19 protein-coding genes and 1 riboswitch are annotated in these 22,684 nt (G+C 35.0%); of the genes, 3 read left to right on the top strand and 16 right to left on the bottom strand.

All coding sequences use genetic code 11. The annotated features are described in order from the left end of the window. The 14 genes from Q2T46_RS12240 to Q2T46_RS12175 form a co-directional block, all read right to left on the bottom strand. Complete coding sequence (locus Q2T46_RS12240) at window positions 1-930, bottom strand: ABC transporter permease (protein WP_303265242.1); 930 nt, start codon at window positions 928-930, stop codon at window positions 1-3. Window positions 931-1,026: 96 nt separating this feature from the next. After that, window positions 1,027-2,667, bottom strand: coding sequence for a peptide ABC transporter substrate-binding protein (locus Q2T46_RS12235; protein WP_303265243.1), 1,641 nt, complete (start codon window positions 2,665-2,667; stop codon window positions 1,027-1,029). 474 nt (window positions 2,668-3,141) lie between these two features. After that, window positions 3,142-4,821, bottom strand: coding sequence for a peptide ABC transporter substrate-binding protein (locus Q2T46_RS12230; protein WP_303265244.1), 1,680 nt, complete (start codon window positions 4,819-4,821; stop codon window positions 3,142-3,144). Window positions 4,822-5,200: 379 nt separating this feature from the next. Further along, window positions 5,201-6,631, bottom strand: coding sequence for an Asp-tRNA(Asn)/Glu-tRNA(Gln) amidotransferase subunit GatB (gene gatB / locus Q2T46_RS12225; protein WP_303265245.1), 1,431 nt, complete (start codon window positions 6,629-6,631; stop codon window positions 5,201-5,203). Next, window positions 6,631-8,100 carry an Asp-tRNA(Asn)/Glu-tRNA(Gln) amidotransferase subunit GatA gene (gatA, locus tag Q2T46_RS12220; RefSeq protein ID WP_303265246.1) on the bottom strand — a complete coding sequence of 490 codons (1,470 nt, stop codon included), beginning with the start codon at window positions 8,098-8,100 and terminating at the stop codon, window positions 6,631-6,633. The genes gatB and gatA overlap by 1 nt, the downstream gene beginning before the upstream one ends. A gap of 10 nt (window positions 8,101-8,110) precedes the next feature. Then, the gene (gene gatC, locus Q2T46_RS12215) at window positions 8,111-8,398 is read right to left on the bottom strand and encodes an Asp-tRNA(Asn)/Glu-tRNA(Gln) amidotransferase subunit GatC (protein WP_192401530.1); all 288 of its coding nucleotides are present in this window, start codon (window positions 8,396-8,398) and stop codon (window positions 8,111-8,113) included. 73 nt (window positions 8,399-8,471) lie between these two features. Then, window positions 8,472-10,451: an NAD-dependent DNA ligase LigA gene (gene ligA, locus Q2T46_RS12210; RefSeq protein WP_303265247.1), complete on the bottom strand. Its 1,980-nt coding sequence runs from the start codon at window positions 10,449-10,451 to the stop codon at window positions 8,472-8,474. A 14-nt stretch (window positions 10,452-10,465) separates the two neighbouring features. Next, window positions 10,466-12,616, bottom strand: a complete 2,151-nt coding sequence (pcrA, locus tag Q2T46_RS12205) for a DNA helicase PcrA (RefSeq protein WP_303265248.1) — start codon at window positions 12,614-12,616, stop codon at window positions 10,466-10,468. Window positions 12,617-12,735: 119 nt separating this feature from the next. After that, window positions 12,736-13,035 carry a YerC/YecD family TrpR-related protein gene (locus tag Q2T46_RS12200; RefSeq protein WP_015312226.1) on the bottom strand — a complete coding sequence of 100 codons (300 nt, stop codon included), beginning with the start codon at window positions 13,033-13,035 and terminating at the stop codon, window positions 12,736-12,738. 184 nt (window positions 13,036-13,219) lie between these two features. Next, the gene (locus Q2T46_RS12195) at window positions 13,220-13,537 is read right to left on the bottom strand and encodes a PTS lactose/cellobiose transporter subunit IIA (protein WP_015312227.1); all 318 of its coding nucleotides are present in this window, start codon (window positions 13,535-13,537) and stop codon (window positions 13,220-13,222) included. Window positions 13,538-13,557: 20 nt separating this feature from the next. Then, the gene (locus Q2T46_RS12190; protein ID WP_303265249.1) at window positions 13,558-14,880 is read right to left on the bottom strand and encodes a PTS sugar transporter subunit IIC; all 1,323 of its coding nucleotides are present in this window, start codon (window positions 14,878-14,880) and stop codon (window positions 13,558-13,560) included. A 12-nt stretch (window positions 14,881-14,892) separates the two neighbouring features. Further along, window positions 14,893-15,219, bottom strand: a complete 327-nt coding sequence (locus Q2T46_RS12185; protein WP_013298539.1) for a PTS sugar transporter subunit IIB — start codon at window positions 15,217-15,219, stop codon at window positions 14,893-14,895. Window positions 15,220-15,224: 5 nt separating this feature from the next. After that, entirely contained in the window at window positions 15,225-15,404 is a 180-nt protein-coding gene (locus Q2T46_RS12180; protein WP_303265250.1) for a hypothetical protein, read from the bottom strand. A gap of 82 nt (window positions 15,405-15,486) precedes the next feature. Next, a complete protein-coding gene (locus Q2T46_RS12175) occupies window positions 15,487-17,571 on the bottom strand; it encodes a BglG family transcription antiterminator (protein ID WP_303265251.1) in 2,085 nt (694 codons plus the stop codon). A 215-nt stretch (window positions 17,572-17,786) separates the two neighbouring features. Beyond that, window positions 17,787-17,889, top strand: a riboswitch (SAM riboswitch). Window positions 17,890-17,969: 80 nt separating this feature from the next. Between Q2T46_RS12175 and Q2T46_RS12170 the strand changes: the two genes are divergently transcribed. Genes Q2T46_RS12170 through Q2T46_RS12160 form a run of 3 tightly spaced genes read left to right on the top strand, consistent with a single transcriptional unit; the run spans window position 17,970 to window position 20,509 of the window. Next, window positions 17,970-18,992 (top strand): methionine ABC transporter ATP-binding protein, encoded by a 1,023-nt coding sequence (locus Q2T46_RS12170; RefSeq protein ID WP_303265252.1) that lies wholly within the window; start codon window positions 17,970-17,972, stop codon window positions 18,990-18,992. Then, window positions 18,979-19,659: a methionine ABC transporter permease gene (locus Q2T46_RS12165; RefSeq protein ID WP_303265253.1), complete on the top strand. Its 681-nt coding sequence runs from the start codon at window positions 18,979-18,981 to the stop codon at window positions 19,657-19,659. The genes Q2T46_RS12170 and Q2T46_RS12165 overlap by 14 nt, the downstream gene beginning before the upstream one ends. Before the next feature lie 13 nt (window positions 19,660-19,672). Continuing rightward, a complete protein-coding gene (locus Q2T46_RS12160; RefSeq protein ID WP_303265254.1) occupies window positions 19,673-20,509 on the top strand; it encodes a MetQ/NlpA family ABC transporter substrate-binding protein in 837 nt (278 codons plus the stop codon). 60 nt (window positions 20,510-20,569) lie between these two features. On the opposite strand, the gene spoVB is transcribed toward Q2T46_RS12160, so the two are convergent. Continuing rightward, complete coding sequence (spoVB, locus tag Q2T46_RS12155; RefSeq protein ID WP_303265255.1) at window positions 20,570-22,129, bottom strand: stage V sporulation protein B; 1,560 nt, start codon at window positions 22,127-22,129, stop codon at window positions 20,570-20,572. Window positions 22,130-22,179: 50 nt separating this feature from the next. After that, a complete protein-coding gene (locus Q2T46_RS12150; RefSeq protein ID WP_303265256.1) occupies window positions 22,180-22,620 on the bottom strand; it encodes an S-ribosylhomocysteine lyase in 441 nt (146 codons plus the stop codon). Between the last annotated feature and the right edge of the window lie 64 nt (window positions 22,621-22,684).

Here is a 22,684-nt window from a genome sequence, read left to right as displayed (position 1 = left end):
TTACTTTCCTCCTTTTGCCAGCCTTACTCTAGGATCAATAAGTCCATATGCAATGTCAACTAAAAACATCATTACTACTAAAATTACACTGTAAAAAATTGTTGTGCCTAAGATCATAGAATAATCTTCATCGTATATACTCTGAACAAAGAACTTTCCAAGTCCTGGTATGCTGAAAATTTGCTCAATTACAAACGTTCCAGTAACGATACCAGCAATCAATGGACCTAATACTGTCACAACTGGCATAATTGCATTTCTAACCATGTGTTTCCATATAATCTGAAGCTGAGAAAGCCCTTTTGCCTTCGCTGTTTTTATATAATCTTGCCCAATTACGTCCAGCATGCTTGTTCTCATCATACGGGATATGATTGATAATGTAGAAAACGACAATGCAATAGACGGCAATATAGTATATTTAAATGAACCCCATCCAGATACTGGTAGCCATCTTAGCTTTGACGCTAATAAAAGCTGCAAAAGCGTCGCTATAATGAAGTTTGGAACAGAGATACCTATTATAGCGAGAAACATAGAAAAATAATCCCAGCCGCCTCCTCGCTTTAATGCTGCAATAATACCAAAAAGCAAGCCGAAAATAACACCCAAAATTATAGATTGTATACCAAGTTGAAACGATGCTGGTGCAGATTGTTTGATTATATCATCAACTGTCCTGTTTAAGTATTTCAGCGATATTCCTAAATCACCATGTACTAGATTATTAAGATAATACCCATACTGTACAATTAAAGGCTTATCAAGGTGATATTTTGCCAGCATGTTTTGTCTGATTTGCTCTGGTACTTTTTTCTCGCTTGTAAAAGGATCGCCTGGTATCATGTGCATTAAGAAAAATGTCAATGTTACAATTACCCAGAGGGTAATCAACATGTAAACAAATCTTTTTAATGAGTAATTAAGCAACCAAAACACCCCCTATTAATATTTATTTATGGTAATATATGGGTAACACATATATTACCATAAGTTCATTAAGATATGCAAAAATATTCTTAATTACTAATTATTTTGGATATATGCCCACTTAAATTCCCAGTCAGATCCAAATGTTGGAAAATACAGATCCTTTACATAAGGTTTTACAACAAAAGCTCTTGCTCGGAAATACACAGGTCCTATCGGCATGTCATTCATCAAAATCTTCTCAGCCTGTATAAGCTGATCATTTCTTGATTTTAAATCTCCATTAACCTTTGCTTCATCAATAAGCTTGTCGTATTCAGGATTGCTGTAAAATGCCGTATTATTGCCATTGTTTGTTTCCCACATGTCCAAGAATGTCAATGGATCGTTGTAGTCAGCACCCCATCCTGCAAACACCATGTCATAATTTCCTTTGTTCATCATATCTATCCTTACTTTAAATGCTACATTTTGAATCTGTACATTTACTCCAAGATTTTGTTTCCACATCTGCTGAAGTGCTTGATCATACTTTTTCGCGTTATCTGTATCATCGCCAAGCAATGTGATAGTAGGAAGTTTGCTTAAGCCCAGTTCCGCCATCCCTTTTTTCAGCAATTCCTTAGCTTGTGCAACATCATTGTCTTTAAAATACGTCTCACCTGCTTCTTTTCTAAAATCTCCATTATACCCCGGAACACCTGGTGGAACCACCGCTTCTGCAGGTATAGAACCGTCTTTCGTTACCTGCTCAACAAATGCTTTCCTGTCAATAGCAAGGGTAAAGGCCTTTCTAATATCTGCATTTTTGAACACAGGACTCTTCGTATTAAACTGCACGTACCAGTTAGTTGCTAATGCCTTGTCGCTATACTCATTTGAATTTTTATATTTATCAATATAATCACCTGGCACAAATATGGAATCAAGCGTATTGTTATCGTAGTTTTGAACTAAAGTATTATTGTCTTTTATCATTGAAAAATTAACAGTCTGCAATTTTACACTACTGCTGTCCCAATAATCTTTGTTCTTCTTTAAAATTATGCTCTGCTCATGATTCCATTGGCTAATGACGAACGGACCGCTGTACACTAATTTATCTGGATCTGTACCAACTTTATCACCATATTTTTCATATACCGATTTTTCTAATGGTAGATATGTTACAAATGAAGTAAGGCCTAGAAATTGTGGTGTAGGAGCTTTTAATGTGACCTGCAGAGTCTTGTCGTCAAGTGCTTTCACAGCTACCTGATCGGCACTACCTTTTCCTGAATTATATTCTTCTGCGCCTTTTATATAGAATAGTTGATATGCATATTGTGAAGCTGTATTAGGATCCAATGCCCTTTTCCAAGCGTATTCAAAATCTTGTGCTGTTATTGGATCCCCATCGCTCCATTTTGCATCTCTTAAGTGAAATGTATAAGTAAGTCCATCATTTGAAATATCCCAGCTCTTAGCAAGGCCTGAACCAGGCTTTATTTTTCCATCTTTGTCGTACCTTGTCAAACCATCTAATATTTCTGTTAATATATCAATAGAAACCACATCCGTCGCCTTTTGCGGATCGAGTGTAGGTGGTTCTTGAGTTAAATTAAGATTCAATACTTGTTTATCGTTTCCGCTATTTGATGCACTGTTTGAAGCACTCCCCCCACAACCTGCTAGTACTGCACTCAGTGCGATTAACATAGCCAAACCAATTATGAGAATCTTCTTATATCCTTTCATTATTTCTCCTCCTAATACAATAAAAAATAATAAATTTAATTAATTAGCTCCCCCAGCTATACTAACAAATTACACCTCCTGTAATTAATATTTTTTGATTTATATGATAATTGAATTTTTAAGATATATAAATTTTATAACATTTAAAAACAATAATCAATAACAAAATTTTACGCAAATTCATGTATTAACTACAATTTATCATCCCATATAAAATACAAGTTGTACATTCCTTTTTTAAATATAATATTATTTCTAAAAATAGCAACATTTCTACATTCAATTTCACATAAAATATTGCTATTTTTAAACTAAATACTTTATAAGTATACCATCATTATGAGTCAATCTCAATATTTCAATTTATTTCGGCAATTTTTTAGAATCGATTAAAATCCGCGTGTAATTGCAAGAATATTTTTAAACATGCAAAGCACCGGGGAATAAGCCCCGGTGCTTTGCATGTTAATTGTTTTATTTGTTTTTGCCCTCTATATATGTCCACTTAAGTTCCCACTCAGTTCCAAATGTAGGAACAATCAAGTCCTTCACATAGCTCTTTGTGACCAATGCATACGCTTGAAAGTATAGTGGACCTATTGCCATGTCATCCATTGCTATCTTTTCTGCTTGAATCATATAATCATTTCTTTGTTTTAAGTCCCCAGTTACCTTCGCTTGATCAATTAGCTTATCATATTCAGGATTACTATAGAATGCAGTGTTATTGCCATTGTCTGTCTCCCACATATCAAGGAAAGTCATTGGATCATTGTAATCTGCACTCCATCCTGCCAATACCATATCGAAATTTCCTTTATTCATATCATCAATTCTTATCTTAAATGCTTCATTCTTTAGCTGTACATCTGCGCCAAGGTTTTGCTTCCACATTTGTTGAAGCGCCTCAGACGCCTTTTTTGCACCAGTCGTATCATCTGCAGTAAATGTTATGGTCGGCAATTTCGTTAAACCAAGCTCTTTAAGCCCTTTATTCAAATAATCTTTTGCAGCCTGTACATCATTATCTTTAAAGAATGGTGCACCATCTTGTTTTATAAAATCTTCATTGTTATATCCCGGAACACCAGGTGGAACAATAGACATCGCTGGAATTGAACCATCTTTAAGAACTTGCTCTGTAAATGCCTTCCTATTAATTGCCAATGTAAATGCTTTTCTTATGTTTACATTTTTAAATATTCCTTTTTTATCATTGAATTGTATATACCAATTTCCTGCAACAGGCTTTACTGAAAATTCCTTTGTATTTTTATACTTCTCCATCAAATCACTGGGCACGCGCATCTGATCCAGTGTTCCATTGTCGTAGTTTTGTGCCTGTGTATTTGCATCTTTTATTATTAAAAAGTTAACTTTTTCTAGCTTGACACTGTCTTTATCCCAATAATTCGGATTTTTCTCTAACACAACGCTTTGATCGTGGTTCCACTCTTTAATCACAAAGGGACCACTGTAGACTAATGTATCAGGACTGCTACCCAGTTTATCAACGCCTATTTTTTCAACAAAGGACTTTTCCTGCGGCAAATAAGTTCCAAATGCAGTAAGACCTAAAAATTGCGGTGCCGGCGATTTTAACTTAACTTGTAATGTCTTATCATCAAGTGCTTTTATCCCTACTTGGTCTGCCGTGCCATTTCCTGAGTTGTATTCTTCAGCACCTTGGATGTAAAAAAATTGATACGCATATTGTGATGCTGTCTTAGGATCTAAAACTTTTTTCCAAGAATACTCAAAATCTTGCGCTGTTATTGGATTTCCATCGCTCCACTTTATCCCATCTTTCAAGTGGAATGTATAAGTGAGACCATCACTTGATATGTCCCAGCTCTTTGCAAGACCTGAACCCGGCTTGATTTCTCCATTTTTATCATACCTTACTAAGCCATCTAAGACATCATTTAAAACGTCAAATGATGCCATATCTGTAGAAGTGAAAGGATTTAAGTTAGGTGGATCAGCTCTTAAATTTAGATTTATAACTTGCTCATCAGTTTTTGCTGTTTGTTTGCTTGTATCACTATTGCTTTTGCTTTGTGTACCATTATTATTTGCTGAGCATCCTGCCAACAATGCTGACAGAGCTAATACTAATGTCAACAATAATGCTAACCAATTTCTTCTTTTCATCAAAATTTCCTCCCTTTAAAAAATGTGGTTTACAAACTCTACTTCCCCCCAACGAGTTCTCATCTCTCACCCCCAGCTATATATATAAATATGTTTTAAAAACAACTTTTTGCCTGCAATTAAAACTGTACCAAACTTTGTAGTACAATTCTGAAATTGAAATTTTAAGAAATGTAATGGCTTAAAACAGTTTACAATGATTTTTACTTATTATATCACCATGTGTTTTGCTAAACAAGTATATATCAGAAATTCAGTGAAAATTGTTTATATACTACTACTATCTTGTATTTTTTAGTATATTCTGAAATTATATTAAATTTAAAAGGCATACAACACCATTGATATTGTATGCCTGTTTTTTTAAAAATAGTAATATTTATTTTGAAAGTTCTTCCTTCAAAAGTTTATTTGCCAGTTGCGGATTTGCTTTGCCTTTAGTAGCTTTCATCATTTGCCCTACAAGGAAACCTATCGCTTTGTCTTTACCATTTTTATAATCTTCAACAGACTTAGGATTGTCTTTTATGACTTTTATAGCAATTTCTCTCAACTCATCCTCGTTGCTTAACTGTTTTAAGCCTTTCTCCTCTACGATCTCTTCTGGATTCTTACCTGTCATAAACATATCTTCAAATACAGTCTTAGCTATCGATCCGGTTATGGTACCATTATCTATAAGATTTAGAAGAGAAGCCATCTGATGGGGCTTAATCGGCACTTCATCAATTTCTTTTCCAGTCTCCTTTAAAAGCCTCATCATTTCCCCCATTATCCAATTGCTTATTATCTTTGCCGATGAGTACTCCAAAGCGCACTTTTCAAAGAAATCAGCCAATGGCTTCGACGATGTTATTACAGATGCATCGTACTCTGGAATTCCATATTGTGAAACAAACCTTTCTTTCTTATACTCAGGCATTTCTGGAAGCGATTTTCTTATCTCTTCTTTCCATTCATCAGATACTATTATAGGTACGAGATCAGGTTCTGGGAAATACCTATAGTCATGTGCTTCTTCTTTTGAGCGCATAGACTCTGTAACGCCTTTCTGCTCATTCCAACGGCGAGTTTCCTGCACAATTTTCTCTCGATTCTCAATTAGCTTTATCTGCCTTTTAATTTCGTATTCTAATGCCCTTTGAACAGCTTTAAATGAATTAAGGTTTTTAAGCTCGATTTTCGTTCCAAATTCATTGCTGCCTACAGGTCGCACCGATACATTTGTATCGACTCTGAGAGAACCTTCCTGCATTTTGCAGTCTGATACTTCAGAATACTCAAGAACGCTTTTAAGCTTCGTCAAATAAAGATAAGCTTCTTCTGGCGTCCTCATATCAGGCTCAGACACTATCTCTATAAGTGGGACACCAGTCCTGTTGTAATCTACTAAAGAGCCATCAATGTTTTCATGCATTAACTTACCTGCATCTTCTTCAATATGTATCCTTGTTAAGCCGATTTTCTTTTTAACACCATCCGATGTTTCAATCTCCACATATCCGTTTTTACACAAAGGAAGGTCATACTGTGAAATCTGATACGCTTTCGGCAAATCTGGATAAAAATAATTTTTTCTATCCATTTTACTAAATTTGGATATTTCGCAGTTTAAGGCAAGTCCTGCCTTTACGGCATACTCTACTACTTTTTTATTTAAAACAGGCAAAGTACCTGGTAGTCCTAAGCACACAGGACAAACATGTGTATTAGGTTCACCGCCAAACTCCGTTGTACAACTGCAAAAAATCTTCGTCTTTGTAAGAAGCTCAGCATGTACTTCAAGACCTATAACTGCTTCATAATTCATTATCTAGCACCACCTTTGAAACTTGGTTTTGCGTTAAAATTGCAAGCTTTTTCAAATGCGTACGCTGCATTCAATACTACTCCTTCGTCAAAATGTCTTCCAACAATCTGAAGACCAACTGGCAAATCATTTGATAGACCACATGGAAGCGATAAGCCAGGAAGCCCCGCAATATTTACCGGAACTGTATATACATCAGCAAGATACATTGCCAATGGATCTTCAACCCTCTCACCTATCTTAAATGCAGTTGTAGGAGATGTAGGTCCAACGATGACATCCACATCTTCAAAAGCTTTTTCATAATCCTTTTTTATGAGAGTTCTCACTTTTAATGCTTTATTGTAGTATGCATCATAATAACCAGAACTTAATGCATATGTGCCCAGCATAATCCTTCTCTTTACTTCTTTCCCGAACCCTTCACTTCTAGACACCATGTACATGTCGATTAAATCTTCATAATTTGTCGCTACATGCCCATACCTTATACCATCGTATCTAGCTAAGTTTGAACTTGCTTCAGCGGATGAAACTATGTAGTATGCAGCAAGTGCATAATCAAGATAAGGAAGGCTTATCTCTTTTACTTCGGCACCTAAACTTTCAAATATCTTTAAAGACGACTCGATAGATTCTCTAACACCGTCATCCAGTCCTTCTCCAAAAAACTCTTTAGAATATCCTATCCTAATGCCTTTAATATCATCTTTTAAAAACTCTTTATAGTCTTTCTTTCTCATCTTATCAACAGATGTAGAATCTTTTGGATCGTGCCCAGCAATAGCATTTAGCACTATTGCGCAGTCTGTAACATCCTTTGTAAGCGGTCCTATTTGATCTAGAGAGGACGCAAATGCAACAAGACCATACCTTGACACAAGACCATATGTAGGCTTCATTCCAACGACACCGCAAAGAGATGCAGGCTGTCTTATGGATCCACCCGTATCAGACCCAAGTGAAAACGCACATTCATCTGCAGCAACAGATGCAGCAGAACCACCTGATGAACCTCCAGGTACTCTAGACAAATCCCAAGGATTCTTCGTAGTCTTAAAAGCAGAATTTTCAGTAGATGAGCCCATTGCAAATTCATCTAGATTGGCTTTTCCTACCATGACAGCACCAAGATTGCTAAGATTCTCGACTACTGTTGCATTATAAGGTGGTACAAAATCCTCCAGCATTTTCGATGCACAAGTAGTTCTTATGTTTTCTGTGCACATATTGTCTTTTATAATCACAGGTATTCCTGTTAGATCGTTTATGTTACCATCCTGGATCATCTTATCTGCTTCTTCTGCTTTTTTTAATGCATATTCTTCCGTAATAGAAATAAGCGCATCAACTTGTGGCTCAACTTCCTTGATCCTTTCTAAATACGCTTTAGTTACATCTACAGCACTTACTTCCTTATTTTTAAGAAGGTCATGCAGCTCATGTATTTTTAATTCATGTAATTCCATTCAACCCACCTCACTCAATTATCTTTGGTACTTTAAAGCATCCATCTTCTTTTTCTTTCGCATTCATCAAGATTTTTTCCCTGTCCATCGAAGGCATAACTTCATCTTCACGAAAAACATTACTGATTGGCACAATATGCGCCGTAGGTTCAACATCGTCTGTATTTAATTCATTTAGCTTGTCTACATATTTTATGATGTTATCAAGCTGATGTGAATACTTTTCCAATTCCTCATCAGTAAACTTAAGCCTAGCCAGCTTTGCGACGTGGATAACCTCGTCTTTTGTTATAGACATACATACACACCCTTTCAAATCTTTAATTCACTTCACATATTTAATTCAAAAAAGCACCATTTAGTTAATTTTATCACTGTTTCAGCATGTTTTCAAACTCTTTTTCATCTATTATTCTGACTCCAAGCTGCTGTGCTTTTGCAAGCTTTGAACCTGGATCGCTACCAGCTAATACATAATCCGTTTTTTTACTGACAGAGCTTGTAACTTTTCCCCCTCTTTCTTCTATCAGTTTTTTTGCTTCATCTCTTGTATAATTTGAAAGCGTACCTGTTAAAACGAATGTCAACCCATCAAAAATATTGCTGGTATTTTCACTTTCCTTTTTGACCATATTTACGCCAGCTTTTTTTAATTTATCTAGTATCTCTCTATTTTGTTTCTCTTTAAAAAACGCTATTATGCTGTCTGCCATCTTAGGACCTACTTCTTCAATATTCGTAAGTTCATCAAAAGAAGCTTCTTCCAATGAATCCATTGTCTTAAAATGATTAGCCAGTATTGATGCCGCTTTGCTGCCAATCAGATCTATTCCAAGTCCAAAAATTACTCTGTCTAAATCCCTACCCTTGCTTTCTTCTATTGCATTGAGAAGATTCTTTACTGATTTATCACCCATCCTGTCAAGTTTTATTAAATCATCGTATTTTAGGTAATACAAGTCAGCTATATTGTGTATAAGGTGATTGTCCAAAAGCTGTCCTATAACCGCAGGCCCCAATCCATCTATGTCCATAGCGTCTTTAGATGCAAAATGTATGATACCCCTCTTAAGCTTTGCAGGACAATTTAACCCCGTACATCTAGTAACAGCTTCACCAGGAAGCCTTACAGTCGTTGCACCACATTCAGGACAAGTATCAGGCATATTAAAATACTTCTCATGGCCTTTTCTGTCTTCTACGACAACACTTACAACTTCAGGTATTACCTCACCTGCTTTTTGAATGATAACTGTATCGCCAATTCTTATATCCTTCTCCTTTATATAATCCTCATTATGAAGTGTTGCCCTTGATACAATCGAACCTGCTATCTTTACAGGCTCTAATATGGCAGTAGGAGTCAGTGCTCCTGTTCTACCGACTTGAACTATTATGTCTTTGACTTTTGTCTTTTGCCTTTCAGCTGGGTATTTAAATGCTATTGCCCATCTAGGGTCTTTTACGGTTGAACCTAAAATCTCCCTTTTTTCAAGATCATTTACTTTTACCACAGCACCATCTGTATCATAAGGCAAGCTATCTCTTATAGTCCTTATGTAATTTATGTCTTCTATCACTTCATCAATATTTTTGCATTTTTTAAGATGTGGACTTACTTTAAATCCCTGCTCTTTCAAAAATTCCAATGCTTCCACATGTGTTTTTAATTCTACCCCTTCTATCCTCTGTAAATTAAATACAAATATATCTAAATCTCTTTTAGCAGTTATCTTAGGGTTTAATTGCCTTAAAGAGCCAGCAGCAGCATTCCTGGGATTTGCAAAAAGGCTTTCGCCATTTAGCTCCCTTTCTTCATTTAACTTTTCAAAGGAAGCTCTGGGCATAAAAACTTCCCCTCTTACAATGAGGTTTAAATTATCTTTAAGACGAAGCGGTATAGATTTAATTGTCTTCAAGTTATTTGTAACATTTTCCCCAACATAACCATCGCCTCTAGTAGAACCTATTGTAAATATTCCATTTTCATATATCAATTCAACTGACAGCCCATCAATTTTAAGTTCTACAACATATTCCACATCACCAACAGATGACCTTACTCTTCTGTCAAAATCTCTAAGCTCTCCTTCAGTAAACGCATTTGCCAAACTCTGCATGACTACCACATGTGTAAATGGTTCAAATTCTTTTACAGGTTCACCGCCTATCCTCTGAGAAGGCGAATCAGGTGTCTTAAGCTCCGGATGCTCTTCCTCCAGTTTGATAAGTTCTCTCATCATCATATCGTACTCATAATCAGATATCTCCGGTCTGTCAAGAACATAGTACATGTAACTGTGGTGATTAATCTTATCCCTTAATTCTCTGATTCTTTCTTCTACCGTCACAAAAATTCACCGCCTTATGAAATAGCTCTAATTGGTGCGTACTTTAAAGACAATCTCTTTATGCCTACGTTTGGAAATGCAACAGTTAACTCTCGATCTTCTCCAATACCTTCTACATTTACTACTGTACCAATTCCCCACAACTTATGCTCTACCTTATCACCTGGGTTATAGTTGGCTTTATCATTAGCTTTTCTAGCAAATGTATTTATATATGATGAAACTGACTCATAATCGTTTCTTTTAATCGCACCTTTGTCATACTCTACAATTAAGTCCTGAGGTATTTCATTTATAAACCTTGAGGCTGTATTGTATTGAGGTTTTCCGTATAAATTTCTAGTTCTGGCATATGTCATGAAAAGCCTTTCTTTCGCCCTAGTTATGCCAACATAGCACAGCCTTCTCTCTTCTTCTAATTCATGTTCATCAATAAAGGACATAGAGCTGGGAAAAATCCCTTCTTCCATGCCAGCCATAAATACTACAGGAAATTCAAGCCCTTTTGCAGAATGAAGCGTCATCAAAACAACGCTTTCTCCAATATCTCCTGCTGTATCAATATCTGAAACTAATGTTATCCCAGACAAAAACGATTCTAAAGATTTGTCCTCAGACGTCTCCATAAATTCTCTTGCTGCCCTTATAAACTCATTTATGTTTTCTATGCGGCTTTCAGATTCCTTAGTATCATCTGCTTTTAATTCATCCATATAACCGGTTTTTTCTAATATATAATCGATAACTTCGATAATGTTCATAAAATCAAGTTGGTTAATTAAATCATCAATGAAATTTTTAAAGTTATCCAATACTTTTCTTGCCCTGCCTTTAAGCTCCACATCTGGAATAGCAAAATACATGCTTGTATCGTGTTCTCGTGCATATTGCTCTAATGCACTTACTGTAGATTCACCGATGCCTCTTTTAGGCACATTTATAATCCTCTTTAGTGACACGTCATCATATGGATTAACGAGTATTCTCAAATATGCGATGATGTCTTTTATCTCTTTGCGATCATAAAATCTCAAAGCTCCGACTAACTTGTACGGTATATCATTCATCATACAAGCCTCTTCAAATATACGTGACTGAGCATTAGTCCTATACAGAATCGCAAAATCTGAATATCTTCTTCCATTTCCTACTAAGTTCTTTATTCTATCTACGATAAAATTGGCTTCTTCTCTCTCATTTTGAACTTCACAGACGACTATCTTTTCCCCATCTTTATTATCTGTCCAAAGCTGCTTCTTTTTTCTCTTTATGTTGTTGTCAATGACATTGTTGGCCGCATCCAGAATGATCTGTGTTGAACGATAATTTTGCTCAAGTTTTATAACTTTAGCCTCGGGATAGTCCTTTTCAAAATCTAAAATATTTTTTATATCTGCCCCACGCCATCCGTATATGCTTTGGTCATCATCTCCTACAACGCAGAGATTTCTGTACCTTTTCGCCAAAAGATTTACAAACTCATACTGAGGTCTGTTTGTATCTTGATATTCATCAACCATTATATACCTAAATTTATCCTGATAATATCTTAATATCTCCTCATCTTTTTTAAATAATTCTATAGTCTTTATTATGATGTCATCAAAATCAAGTGCATTATCTTTCTTTAACTTCTTCTGGTATAGTCTATAAACGTCGGCTACTTTCTTGTTTCTATAGTCGTTCCCAAATTCCAGCAAATATTCATCCGGAGATATCATCTTGTCTTTTGCCTTTGATATGGCGCTAAGCATGCTTTTAGGCGTATACTGCTTTTCATTCAAATCAAGTTCTTTTATGCAATCAGAAACCAAAGACTTTTGGTCCTGCGTATCATATATGACAAAATTTTTATCATACCCTATTTTTTCAATATCTCTTCTCAAAATGCGTACACATGCTGAATGAAATGTTGATACCCATATGTCCCCAACGTATCCAAGCAGCGATTCAACTCTATCTTTCATTTCCTGTGCTGCCTTATTTGTAAAAGTAATGGCTAATATATTTGCAGGCGAAACTCTTTTTTCTTTAATAAGATATGCTATTCTATGTGTCAAGACCCTCGTTTTCCCGCTTCCTGCACCTGCTAATATCAAAAGAGGACCTTCTGTAGTTACTACAGCTTCTTTCTGCCTATCATTAAGTTTATCAAGAATATTCATCTATTTCACTCCAAATAAATAATTTGTACCTATAACTTACGATTCTATTGTATATATAACTTCTAAATTTATCAACCATTTTGTTGTTTTATAATCCTTAATCAAATAAAATCTCGGATTTACCGAGATTTTTCCTTCAACCTATCGAGAATTAAATTATATCCATTTGCTCCATAATTTAATGCTCTGTTTACCCTGCTTATTGTAGCTGTGCTTGCACCTGTTTTTTCCGCTATTTCTATATATGTTTTTCTATCTCTTAACATCTTAGCAACTTGAAGCCTCTGGGCTAATGATTTGACTTCATTTATAGTAGCTATATCTTCAAAAAAACGATAACATTCTTCCATGTCTTTAAGCATTAAGACAGCTTCAAAAAGCTCGTCCACATTTTCGTCTCTGATTTTGGAATCGTACATTGATTATCCCTCTTTCCAAATTTTTATTTATATGTCCATCTACATTGTACAAAATTCACATCAATTATTCAATACTTTAAAGTAAAAAAGATAAAACACATGATCGTCCAAAAACCAGTATTTAAATCACACTCCTTGGAATAAATAAAAGGTGAGTATAACTCACCTTTTATTTATTAGTTGTTTATTTTATCTTTTTTTCAAGAGCATCCAACCTCTTATACAAGTCAACAAGCCTTTTTATGAGGTTCTTCTCAGCAAGAGCCGTCATAAGTTGGTCTTGCGCATGTATTACAAGGAAGTTTGGAGCTTCACTTTGTTCGCCTTGTACCAATGCATTTTGGTAATCGTGGCCTGCATAAAATTCTTCATCAGCCTTTTCTAGATGCTTCTCGGCAGATTCAAAATCCCCTTTTTCTGCTGCATCTAATGCTTCATAAGCTTCACCTCTGGCGTTTCCACCATGCAAGACTAAATTGTATATAATTTGCTCTAATTCCATCAAAGGGTTCCTCCTTATGCTTATTTATTTTCTTCAGCTTCTCTTTCATTCTTCAAAAGTTGTGCTTCATACATTTTGAAGAACGGATAATATATAATGCCTGCTACAATCAAGTCTACAAGCTGCAGAATAGGTCCTCTCCAATCGAGGCCACTTGATATAAAACCACCAATGAACACAGGAACTGTAAATGGAAGCTGATACAACGGTCCTGTTACAAGATGAAAATGGAATGCAATGTAGTTTATAGTAACAACTGCAGCAGGTGCGATTATGAACGGTATCATCAATATAGGATTCAATACTATTGGTGCACCAAATATAAGCGGTTCATTTATATTGAATATAGCAGGAATAAACTCGGCTGTTCCTATTGTCTTAAGCTGTTTTGATGCTGAGAACAAGAACATAATAACCAGTGGCCATGTAGTACCTGAACCGCCAAGATGTGTAAACATGTGGAAGAATGGTTCTGTAACAATACCTGTCATTGTCTGATGTGCATTTAACGCCTTAACATTTGCAGCAAGCTGACTCATCCAGAAAGGATATGCTATAGACGATACAACGTTCATGCCATGAATTCCCAGTGACCACAAAAGCATCATCAGTATGATTTCAGCTAGTGCTGCCCAATAACTATTTGACGCTGCAACAAGTGGCTTAAATACTTCAATTACCAATTGTGGCAGTGTTACTTTGAAGTTGGCCCATACAATCCATTCAACAATCCAAGCAGAAACAACCATTACAAACATTGGTATTAATGCCATAAAGCTTCTAACAACATACGGTGGTACTGCTTCAGGCATCCTTATTACAAGGCCCTGCTTATTAAAGAACCTTACAACAACTGCTGTCAAAACGCCTATTATTATAGCAACAAATAGACCTTGTCCACCTAGATAGTTAAGAACATCCCCAAAACTTACTTTAGTGACATCTGAAGCCGGGAAAGTAGTAACCAGAAATGCCAACATTGAGATAATACCTGTCATAGCCTCATCTAAATCCCAGCGAGTCGCTAAGCTATAAGCTGTTCCAAATGCTACCATCAAAGCCATAATACCAAATGATAAGTTGAAAGGAATCATTAACTGCCCTGCAATAGGTTTTATTGCGTTAGCCCATGCAACGATCGGTCCCCAATTTGCACCTTCTGCAAGAGGTGGATTTGCTATTATCAAAAACAATGAACCTGTCAATATAACTGGTAATGCAAAACTAGAAAAAGCATCCCTTATTGATTGAAGAATGACATTCTGTGCTATTCTTGCCAGCACAGGCATCAACGATGATTCCATCCACTTCATAAACCAGTTATTTGTAAGTCTGTCGTTCATCTATATTACCTCCTATGCTTCTTTACCAGATTTTTTAGCAAGCTCTATAATCTGGTTTAATATCTTTTTTGCATCCATAAGCGCAAAAGCCTGCATATCAACAATGTCTACAGGAATGTTATACTTTTCTGCGATTGTCTCTACTTCCTTTTTTAAATGTCTTACCTGCGGCTCTAAAAGAGCAACATCGTATCCTTCAGCTTTTTTCTTAAATTCACCTGTTCCACCTGCATCAACTGTTACGTCCAAACCTTGCTTTTTTGCTTCATCTGTGACTTTTTTTGCTAATGCGCTTGATGTAGCCCCCCAACTGCATAATATAACACCATGTATAGCCATATTCATTACCTCCTTTTATGATTATTTTTATGGCTTTTTTTGTTGTTATTTATCCCTTTTTTTAAATTTTTATCATACATTTTAAGCATTCTTATCATATACCCTTGAACAAGTGCAATTCCTCCAATGAAAAATGCACCAAATAAAAGAATTTCTATACCATGTGTGAATGTATCATTTACCATGGAATACGCTGCTGTTATAATCCACACCAAAGACAACATCACATAAAATATCTTTCGCTGTTTTAATGAAATACTAAACATTTTAATCACCTACAAGATTCCTTTTAATCTCATCATAATACTTTTCCATCAATGCCCTCTGCACTATTTCTTTAGCTTCGTCGAGATTGCTTGTACTATTCAGCTTTTCAACAAGATCTTTGCTTTCTATAAACGAAACACTTAAATCGCCAAGTATCTCTATCCACATCTTGTCATTATCAGGTGCAACCATTAGAAAAGCTGTCTTAATGATTTCATAATCATTGATTAAATTTTTCATTCTAACTTCGCTTTTTACTTTTCCAAAAATGATGATTGGTTTATTTAAACTAGATGCTGTACAATGGTAGATCACAAATCCTTTGCCAGGAAGAATAATCTTGCCAAGGCTCTCTCTTCCCAAAAGCTTCTCTTTTATTGAATCAATTTTTTCTTTGTCTAAATCACCCGTATTAACAAAATCATCTAAAAGAGAATCAATAATCGTCTTTGAGTTTTTCCCAAATATATCTTTAAACTTAAGAGAGCTGCACAATTCAATAATTCTTTTGCCATATTCGGCTATGTGCAAAAGCTCTTTATACTTATCGCCTTCTGCCTTTCTGCTGGAAAAATCCATTATGAAGTCTGTATTTAATGCCTCTTTTAACTTTTTGACGTCATCGTCTAAAAGTAATGGATTGACAATTACCGTTTTTTTGTCCTTTATGTCAAGAGGTATAGTAGATACAATTAAGTCAATATCATCTCTATCTTTAAAATCTTTTACTCTAAGGCTTGAAACAGTATCTACAATGTTTAACTGCGGAAACATCTGAAGCTTTGATAGAAGCATTCTGGATGTTCCTATTCCACTTGCACATACCACTAGAATATTATGCCTTTTCGTTTTGTCATTTTTCCTTGCTATAGCTGCTCCAAAATGCATCGCAATATAGCCAATCTCATCATCTGGAACATCAACATCAAGCTTATTCTTCAATACATTTGCAATTGATATGCACCTTTCAAACAGTGCACTATACCTATCTTTTATATCGCTTATAAGGGGATTCCTTATTGCAAGGCCCATCCTTAGTCTAAAAATCGTAGGTCTTAAATGAGTCTTTAAACCACTTAAAAGCATTGAATCATCTCTAAAACTTGTGCCAAATACTCTTTCAGCAACATCTATCATCTCGTATAAAACTTCATTTACAAATTCGTCATTTACATCTTCAGTGTTTGCTCTATATCTGGCACCTTGAAGATGAATTGTTATATAACCGATTTCATCTTCAGGAATAAAGACATCAAATTCTTCTTCCAAATATTTTGCAAGCATTTCTGCAAATCTGTACTCATCTGATTTTTTAAGTTCAAAAAGGCTTTCATTACCTATTTTGATCTTTTCGCCTTCTTTTATTCTCTTTAACGCCAATGCCAAGTGAACTGTAAGCCCCATATAAGAGCTTTCAGCCAGCTCGTAGTCCAGTGATTTCTCTAATCTTTGTATAGCTTTCTCTATCTTCAAAACTGTGTCATAATCGATAAGTCGCAATAGCCTGTCATTGATGTCCTCACTTAATCTGTTTATATTATTGTACCCTCTATTTAAAAATTCCATTAAGTCCTTCGTCTCAACATTGTCATAGAGAAAATTTATTATAGCCTTCCTTATATTTCTTTCATCGCCTTTTACATATATGCCCACACCTGGCTTAGTCACAATTGTGACATTTTGCCTACTTAGCCATTTATCTATTTCTTTTATGTCATAGCTAATTGTAGCAGTTGTGACATTGTACTCTCTTGCAAAATACTCCAGCTTAACAGGCTCTTTCATTTGTAGTAGCTCTGATAGAATTAATTTTCGCCTTTTCTCAGCATCTACACTAGGACGATAACCTATAACATCAAAATTAAATTTCTCTATATCGCTGTCGCTACCATCTACTGTCAAAACACCTTCATTGTTTTTTAACTTTAAGTTATAATCTTTGATGTATTCATTTATGGCATTTATCTCTCTATAAATTGTTCTTTTGCTTAATTTATAATTAGCGACGATATCGTCTAAGCTGTACATCTCTTTTGACATAACTTTTTTTAAAATCTCTAGTTGGCGCCCACTTAGTTCTTTCATAAGATTTTGTCCTTTCGTCTATGACAAATTATTAATAAGTTAACTTATCTTACATTTATATTATAAGCAATTATTCTCATAATTCAACATAAACTTGTAAGCACTGTGTCAATATTAGAATGACATAAATTTAATATCTCCGGACATGAAAATTTTGCTTGACTTTTCATTTTTAATCCTATATAATCATTTTAACAATTTAAAATGAAATTATTCTCTTATCCAGAGAGGTGGAGGGACTGGCCCGATGAAACCCGGCAACCGGCACGAAAGTGCAATGGTGCCAATTCCTGCGGCTTTAATGCTGAGAGATGAGAGAGGAACTAACCTCTTTCATTGGGAGGTTTTTTTTATTGCATTTTTGACGTTCCAACTTTTCATAAAGAGGGTGAAATATTTTGATATCAATTAAAAATCTAAGTAAAGTCTACAACACAAATGGAAAAGATGTAGTTGCACTCAAAGACATCAATTTAACAATAAATGATGGAGAAATATACGGCATAATGGGCTTAAGCGGTGCAGGCAAATCATCGTTGATTAGGTGCATAAACATGCTTGAAAAGCCTACAACCGGAAGCATTTCCATAAATGGTACTGAAATGACAAAGTTAAGCCCAAAAGAACTTCGTGAAATGAGAAAAAAGATTGGCATGATATTTCAGCATTTCAATCTTTTAATGAACTCTACAGTGTATGAAAACATAGCTTTTCCTTTAAGAATCTCAAAAGCTAAAGATTCTGTTATAAAAAAGCGTGTAAATGAACTGCTTGAAGTTGTGGATCTTAAAGACAAGAAATACGCATATCCTTCACAACTATCTGGTGGTCAAAAACAAAGAGTCGGCATAGCAAGGGCGCTTGCCAACAACCCCGATATAATCTTATCAGATGAAGCGACATCTGCATTGGACCCGACTACGACAGAATCAATATTAAACTTACTTAGAAACATAAACAAACAATACGGTATAACAATAGTCGTCATAACACATGAAATGTCAGTCATAAGAAACTTATGTGATAGAGTCGCTGTTTTAGAAAATGGCGTTATCATCGAAGAAGGAAATGTAATAGACATTTTTTCCAATCCTTCTACAGAAACGTCGAAAAGATTTTTAAAAGATATGATAGCAGAGCTTCCTCCTGACATCCTCATAGACGACAAGAATCCAAATGAAGAAATATTGCGTCTGTCATTCTTTGGTAGCAGTAGCAACGAGCCTGTAATATCACATATGATAAAAAAGTTTAATGTTGATGTAAATATAATTTCTGGAAATATAGAAAGAGTCCAGAACTCTCAAATAGGAAATCTCCTTATAAAGATTAATGGAGATCCAAGTTCTATAAAAGATGCAATAAAATTTTTAGAAAAAAACAGCCTTAGAATAGAGGTGCTTAAAAATGGTATCATTTAGTAACACAATACAATACTTAATAAACTTATGGCAGCTTATGGAGCAGCCTTTGTGGGAATCACTGTATATGGTATTTTTCTCTACCCTTTTTTCTGTAATAATAGGTCTACCGCTAGGAATAATACTTGTAATAACAGATAAAGGCCATTTATCTGAAAACATCAAACTAAACCACATATTGGGTACCATCATTAACATTATGAGATCAGTACCATTTATAATTCTTATAATTGCGATTTTCCCACTTTCAAGGCTTATAGTAGGTACTACAATTGGACCAACAGCAGCAATAGTACCTCTGTCAGTTGCGGCTGCCCCTTTTGTAGCAAGAGTAATTGAGTCATCTCTAAAAGAAGTTGATTGGGGTGTCATAGAAGCATCAATATCTGTTGGTGCAACAATACCTCAGATAATATTTAAAGTCATGATACCAGAGTCACTACCATCACTGATATTGGGTGTAACTCTTACAATCATAAATATTTTGGGATATTCTGCTATGGCAGGTGCTATCGGAGGAGGTGGACTTGGAGATCTAGCTATAAGGTATGGATATCAAAGATATGAAACAGATGTACTTATTGCAACAATAATCGTTTTAATCGTCTTTGTAGAAATCGTACAAAGATTAGGAAACTACCTGGCAAAAAAGGTTGATAAAAGATGAAAGGATGGTATAGATGAAAAAAATAATATTATTGATTACATTAATATTGACATTATCATTCGCCATTGTAGGCTGCACTAAATCAAATAATAATGAGACCAGCTCAAATGCAGGTAATAATTCAGACAAAATGACAAAAATAGTTGTAGGGGCAACCCCAAATCCTCACGCAGAAATACTTAATGTAGTAAAGCCAATTTTAGCAAAAGAAGGAGTAGATCTCGAAATAAAAGAATTTACTGACTATGTAACTCCTAATACGGCATTGGCCGATAAACAAATCGACGCCAATTTCTTCCAACACGTCCCGTATTTAGAGGATTTCGAGAAGAAAAAAAATGTAAAGTTAGTTCCTTTAGTCAAAGTACACGTAGAACCAATGGGAGCTTATTCAAAAAAGATAAAATCGAAAGATGAAATAAAAGACGGCGCAACAGTGGCAATCCCAAATGATGCTACAAATGAAGGAAGAGCATTGTTGCTGTTACAAAAAGAGGGTTTAATAAAATTGAAGGATTCAAATGGACTAACACAAACTCCCAGAGATATTGTCGATAATCCTAAACATTTAAAAATTGTAGAGCTTGAAGCACCTCAACTGCCAAGGACACTTCAAGACGTAGATTTAGCAATAATAAATACAAACTTTGCATTAGAGGCAAATTTAAATCCATTAAAAGATGCAATTTTCATGGAAGACAAAGATTCACCGTATGCTAATGTATTGGTTGTAAGACCTGACAATCAGAATGACGCTGCTATACAAAAATTAGCAAAAGCTTTAAATTCCGAGGAAGTCAAAAAATTCATAGAAGACAAGTACAAAGGTGCTATAGTACCAGCATTTTGAAATCTTAGTAAATAAAAGCCCGTGTCTCACGGGTTTATTTTTTGCTATAAATTAAATCTTTCATTTACTCCTTGAAAATATTAACTTGTTTAAATCATTCAAATATGGCAGTCTTATAATATAACTTACCAAAAGATACAAGGCTAATCCAGATGATACAGTAATAAACATTACGATCCATTTATTAGATATTACCATTATCAAGTTAAAATACATAATTGTATCAGCTATGCTCATTATAAGCGCAGATATAAGTGGTTTAAAAAACCAATTGTTATAGTCAACTGTAAGGCCTGTTACCTTAGCTAATACTCTAAAATTTAATATGAACACAAGAATATCCGCAAATATAAAACCGTATATATATCCAAATAGTCTTAAACTAGGTATCGGAATTAGGACATACATAGCTATTACTGAAATAACGGTCCAGATAACAGAATTTTTCAGGACTACATTTTGCATTCCAAGTCCATTTAATATGCTAGTAACAATAGATTCCAGATATGCAAAGATGCTTCCTGCAGCAATTACTTTTACTAGTGCTCCTACACCAGGACTATTTGGATAAAGCAAAGAAGCTATCTCTTCAGGTAACGTAAGAAACAATATAATAGCCGGTATTGCTATCATTGTAGTGTACCCTATTGCTTGATTTATGCGCAATCTCACTGTGTCCCACTTTTTTAAAGATGCAGCTTCAGAGACAGCAGGCAATACAGTAACAGATAAACTCATGGTTATTACTGCAGGCATATATGCAAGTGGATAAGCCATTCCTGAAAGTTTACCAAACTCTGATATTGCTTCTTTGTGCGTCAAACCAGACTTTATCAATCTGGATGGTATGATAAGAGATTCAAAAAGGTCAAGTATATTTACTATCATTCTAGAAATTGTAATAGGAAAGGATGTCTTTATTATCGTTTTGGCGATGTCTAATTTGTCCCATATCTTACCTTCATCTGGCATTTCTTCTTTTATATAGCTCAATTCACGTCTATAATAGAATATATACATAAGAAAACTTGTTACCTCACCAGCAGCAATACCCACTACAGCTATTGTAGCAGCATACTCTAATTTTATGTCAGTTAATATACTGAATAAATACAATGTCAAAGACACTCTTACAATCTGCTCCACTACTTCAGATACAGAAGCTGGAATCATATTTATTAACCCTTGAAAAAAACCTTTAAATATCGAAGATGAAGACACGATTATTAATACAGGTGTAAAAACTAATATAGATAGATATGCTCTCGGTTCATGTAGCAAGTTATCAGATATGTACTTAGCATTAAAAAATATGACAGATGAAATTACAATTCCCATAAAAATAACGATAAAAAATGATACTTCCATTATGCTAAAAATATTTTTCCTATTTCCTTTCGCTCTTTCTTCAGATACAAACCGGGACGTAACTGCGGTAATACCTGATGTTATGAATGTGATAGCTACGAAGTAGATTGGAAGCGCTATTTGATATATTCCTGTGCCTTCTGAACCAAGCAAATTTGAAAGAATAATCCTAAAGACAAACCCAATAGCCCTATCAATAACATTGGCTATTGTCAATATAAAAGCACCGCGAACAAAAGATCTATTGTGCATATAAGACACCTCACAATAGTTTATTCGCGGTTTTATTTATATATTACTGCTTAAAGTTTCTCTAAAACAGACTTTGCGTATTCTTTTGCTGTAAACAGCGAGTGATCTCTGTAGTTTCCGCATTGTATCTCGTTTGTCGCAGGGACATCTTCTTCTTTTGTTTCCAAGACTCTTTTTAAAACCTTCTTTAATACATCCTTTATTTCATCGACATGTGTGTCACCAAATTTTGTGAGATAGAATCCAGTCCTGCAGCCCATAGGCGAAATGTCTATTATATCGTCCATATAATCTCTAAAATACGTCGCAAACAAGTGCTCTAAAGTATGCATACCTCCTGTAGGTATTGAATCAACATTTGGCTGTGTCAATCTTACATCGTATTTTGTTACAACATCTCCATTAGGACCAACTAAAATACCTGCTTTTCTAACATACGGTGCCTTTACAGTTCTATGATCTAATTTAAAGCTTTCAACCTTAATATCCATCGTGTCACCTCTTTGCAAATTGATATATATTATTTTAGCATTTTTCTTCGTAAATTGCCAGTTA

It is taken from the genome of Thermoanaerobacterium sp. CMT5567-10 (assembly GCF_030534315.2).
In the GTDB taxonomy this organism is placed as follows: Bacteria; Bacillota; Thermoanaerobacteria; order Thermoanaerobacterales; family Thermoanaerobacteraceae; genus Thermoanaerobacterium.
The sequence above is the reverse complement of the archived record's forward strand: the minus strand, read 5'-3'. Positions and strand labels throughout refer to the sequence as shown.

What these genes read in the sequence shown, in the direction of transcription:
- Q2T46_RS12235 (WP_303265243.1), bottom strand. Translation starts at nt 2,667, where the DNA reads ATGAAAGGATATAAGAAGATTCTCATAATTGGTTTGGCTATGTTAATC.
- Q2T46_RS12230 (WP_303265244.1), bottom strand. Translation starts at nt 4,821, where the DNA reads ATGAAAAGAAGAAATTGGTTAGCATTATTGTTGACATTAGTATTAGCT.
- gatB (WP_303265245.1), bottom strand. Translation starts at nt 6,631, where the DNA reads ATGAATTATGAAGCAGTTATAGGTCTTGAAGTACATGCTGAGCTTCTT.
- gatA (WP_303265246.1), bottom strand. Translation starts at nt 8,100, where the DNA reads ATGGAATTACATGAATTAAAAATACATGAGCTGCATGACCTTCTTAAA.
- gatC (WP_192401530.1), bottom strand. Translation starts at nt 8,398, where the DNA reads ATGTCTATAACAAAAGACGAGGTTATCCACGTCGCAAAGCTGGCTAGG.
- pcrA (WP_303265248.1), bottom strand. Translation starts at nt 12,616, where the DNA reads ATGAATATTCTTGATAAACTTAATGATAGGCAGAAAGAAGCTGTAGTA.
- Q2T46_RS12200 (WP_015312226.1), bottom strand. Translation starts at nt 13,035, where the DNA reads ATGTACGATTCCAAAATCAGAGACGAAAATGTGGACGAGCTTTTTGAA.
- Q2T46_RS12195 (WP_015312227.1), bottom strand. Translation starts at nt 13,537, where the DNA reads ATGGAATTAGAGCAAATTATATACAATTTAGTCTTGCATGGTGGAAAC.
- Q2T46_RS12190 (WP_303265249.1), bottom strand. Translation starts at nt 14,880, where the DNA reads ATGAACGACAGACTTACAAATAACTGGTTTATGAAGTGGATGGAATCA.
- Q2T46_RS12185 (WP_013298539.1), bottom strand. Translation starts at nt 15,219, where the DNA reads ATGGCTATACATGGTGTTATATTATGCAGTTGGGGGGCTACATCAAGC.
- Q2T46_RS12180 (WP_303265250.1), bottom strand. Translation starts at nt 15,404, where the DNA reads ATGGTAAATGATACATTCACACATGGTATAGAAATTCTTTTATTTGGT.
- Q2T46_RS12175 (WP_303265251.1), bottom strand. Translation starts at nt 17,571, where the DNA reads ATGAAAGAACTAAGTGGGCGCCAACTAGAGATTTTAAAAAAAGTTATG.
- Q2T46_RS12165 (WP_303265253.1), top strand. Translation starts at nt 18,979, where the DNA reads ATGGTATCATTTAGTAACACAATACAATACTTAATAAACTTATGGCAG.
- Q2T46_RS12160 (WP_303265254.1), top strand. Translation starts at nt 19,673, where the DNA reads ATGAAAAAAATAATATTATTGATTACATTAATATTGACATTATCATTC.
- spoVB (WP_303265255.1), bottom strand. Translation starts at nt 22,129, where the DNA reads ATGCACAATAGATCTTTTGTTCGCGGTGCTTTTATATTGACAATAGCC.
- Q2T46_RS12150 (WP_303265256.1), bottom strand. Translation starts at nt 22,620, where the DNA reads ATGGATATTAAGGTTGAAAGCTTTAAATTAGATCATAGAACTGTAAAG.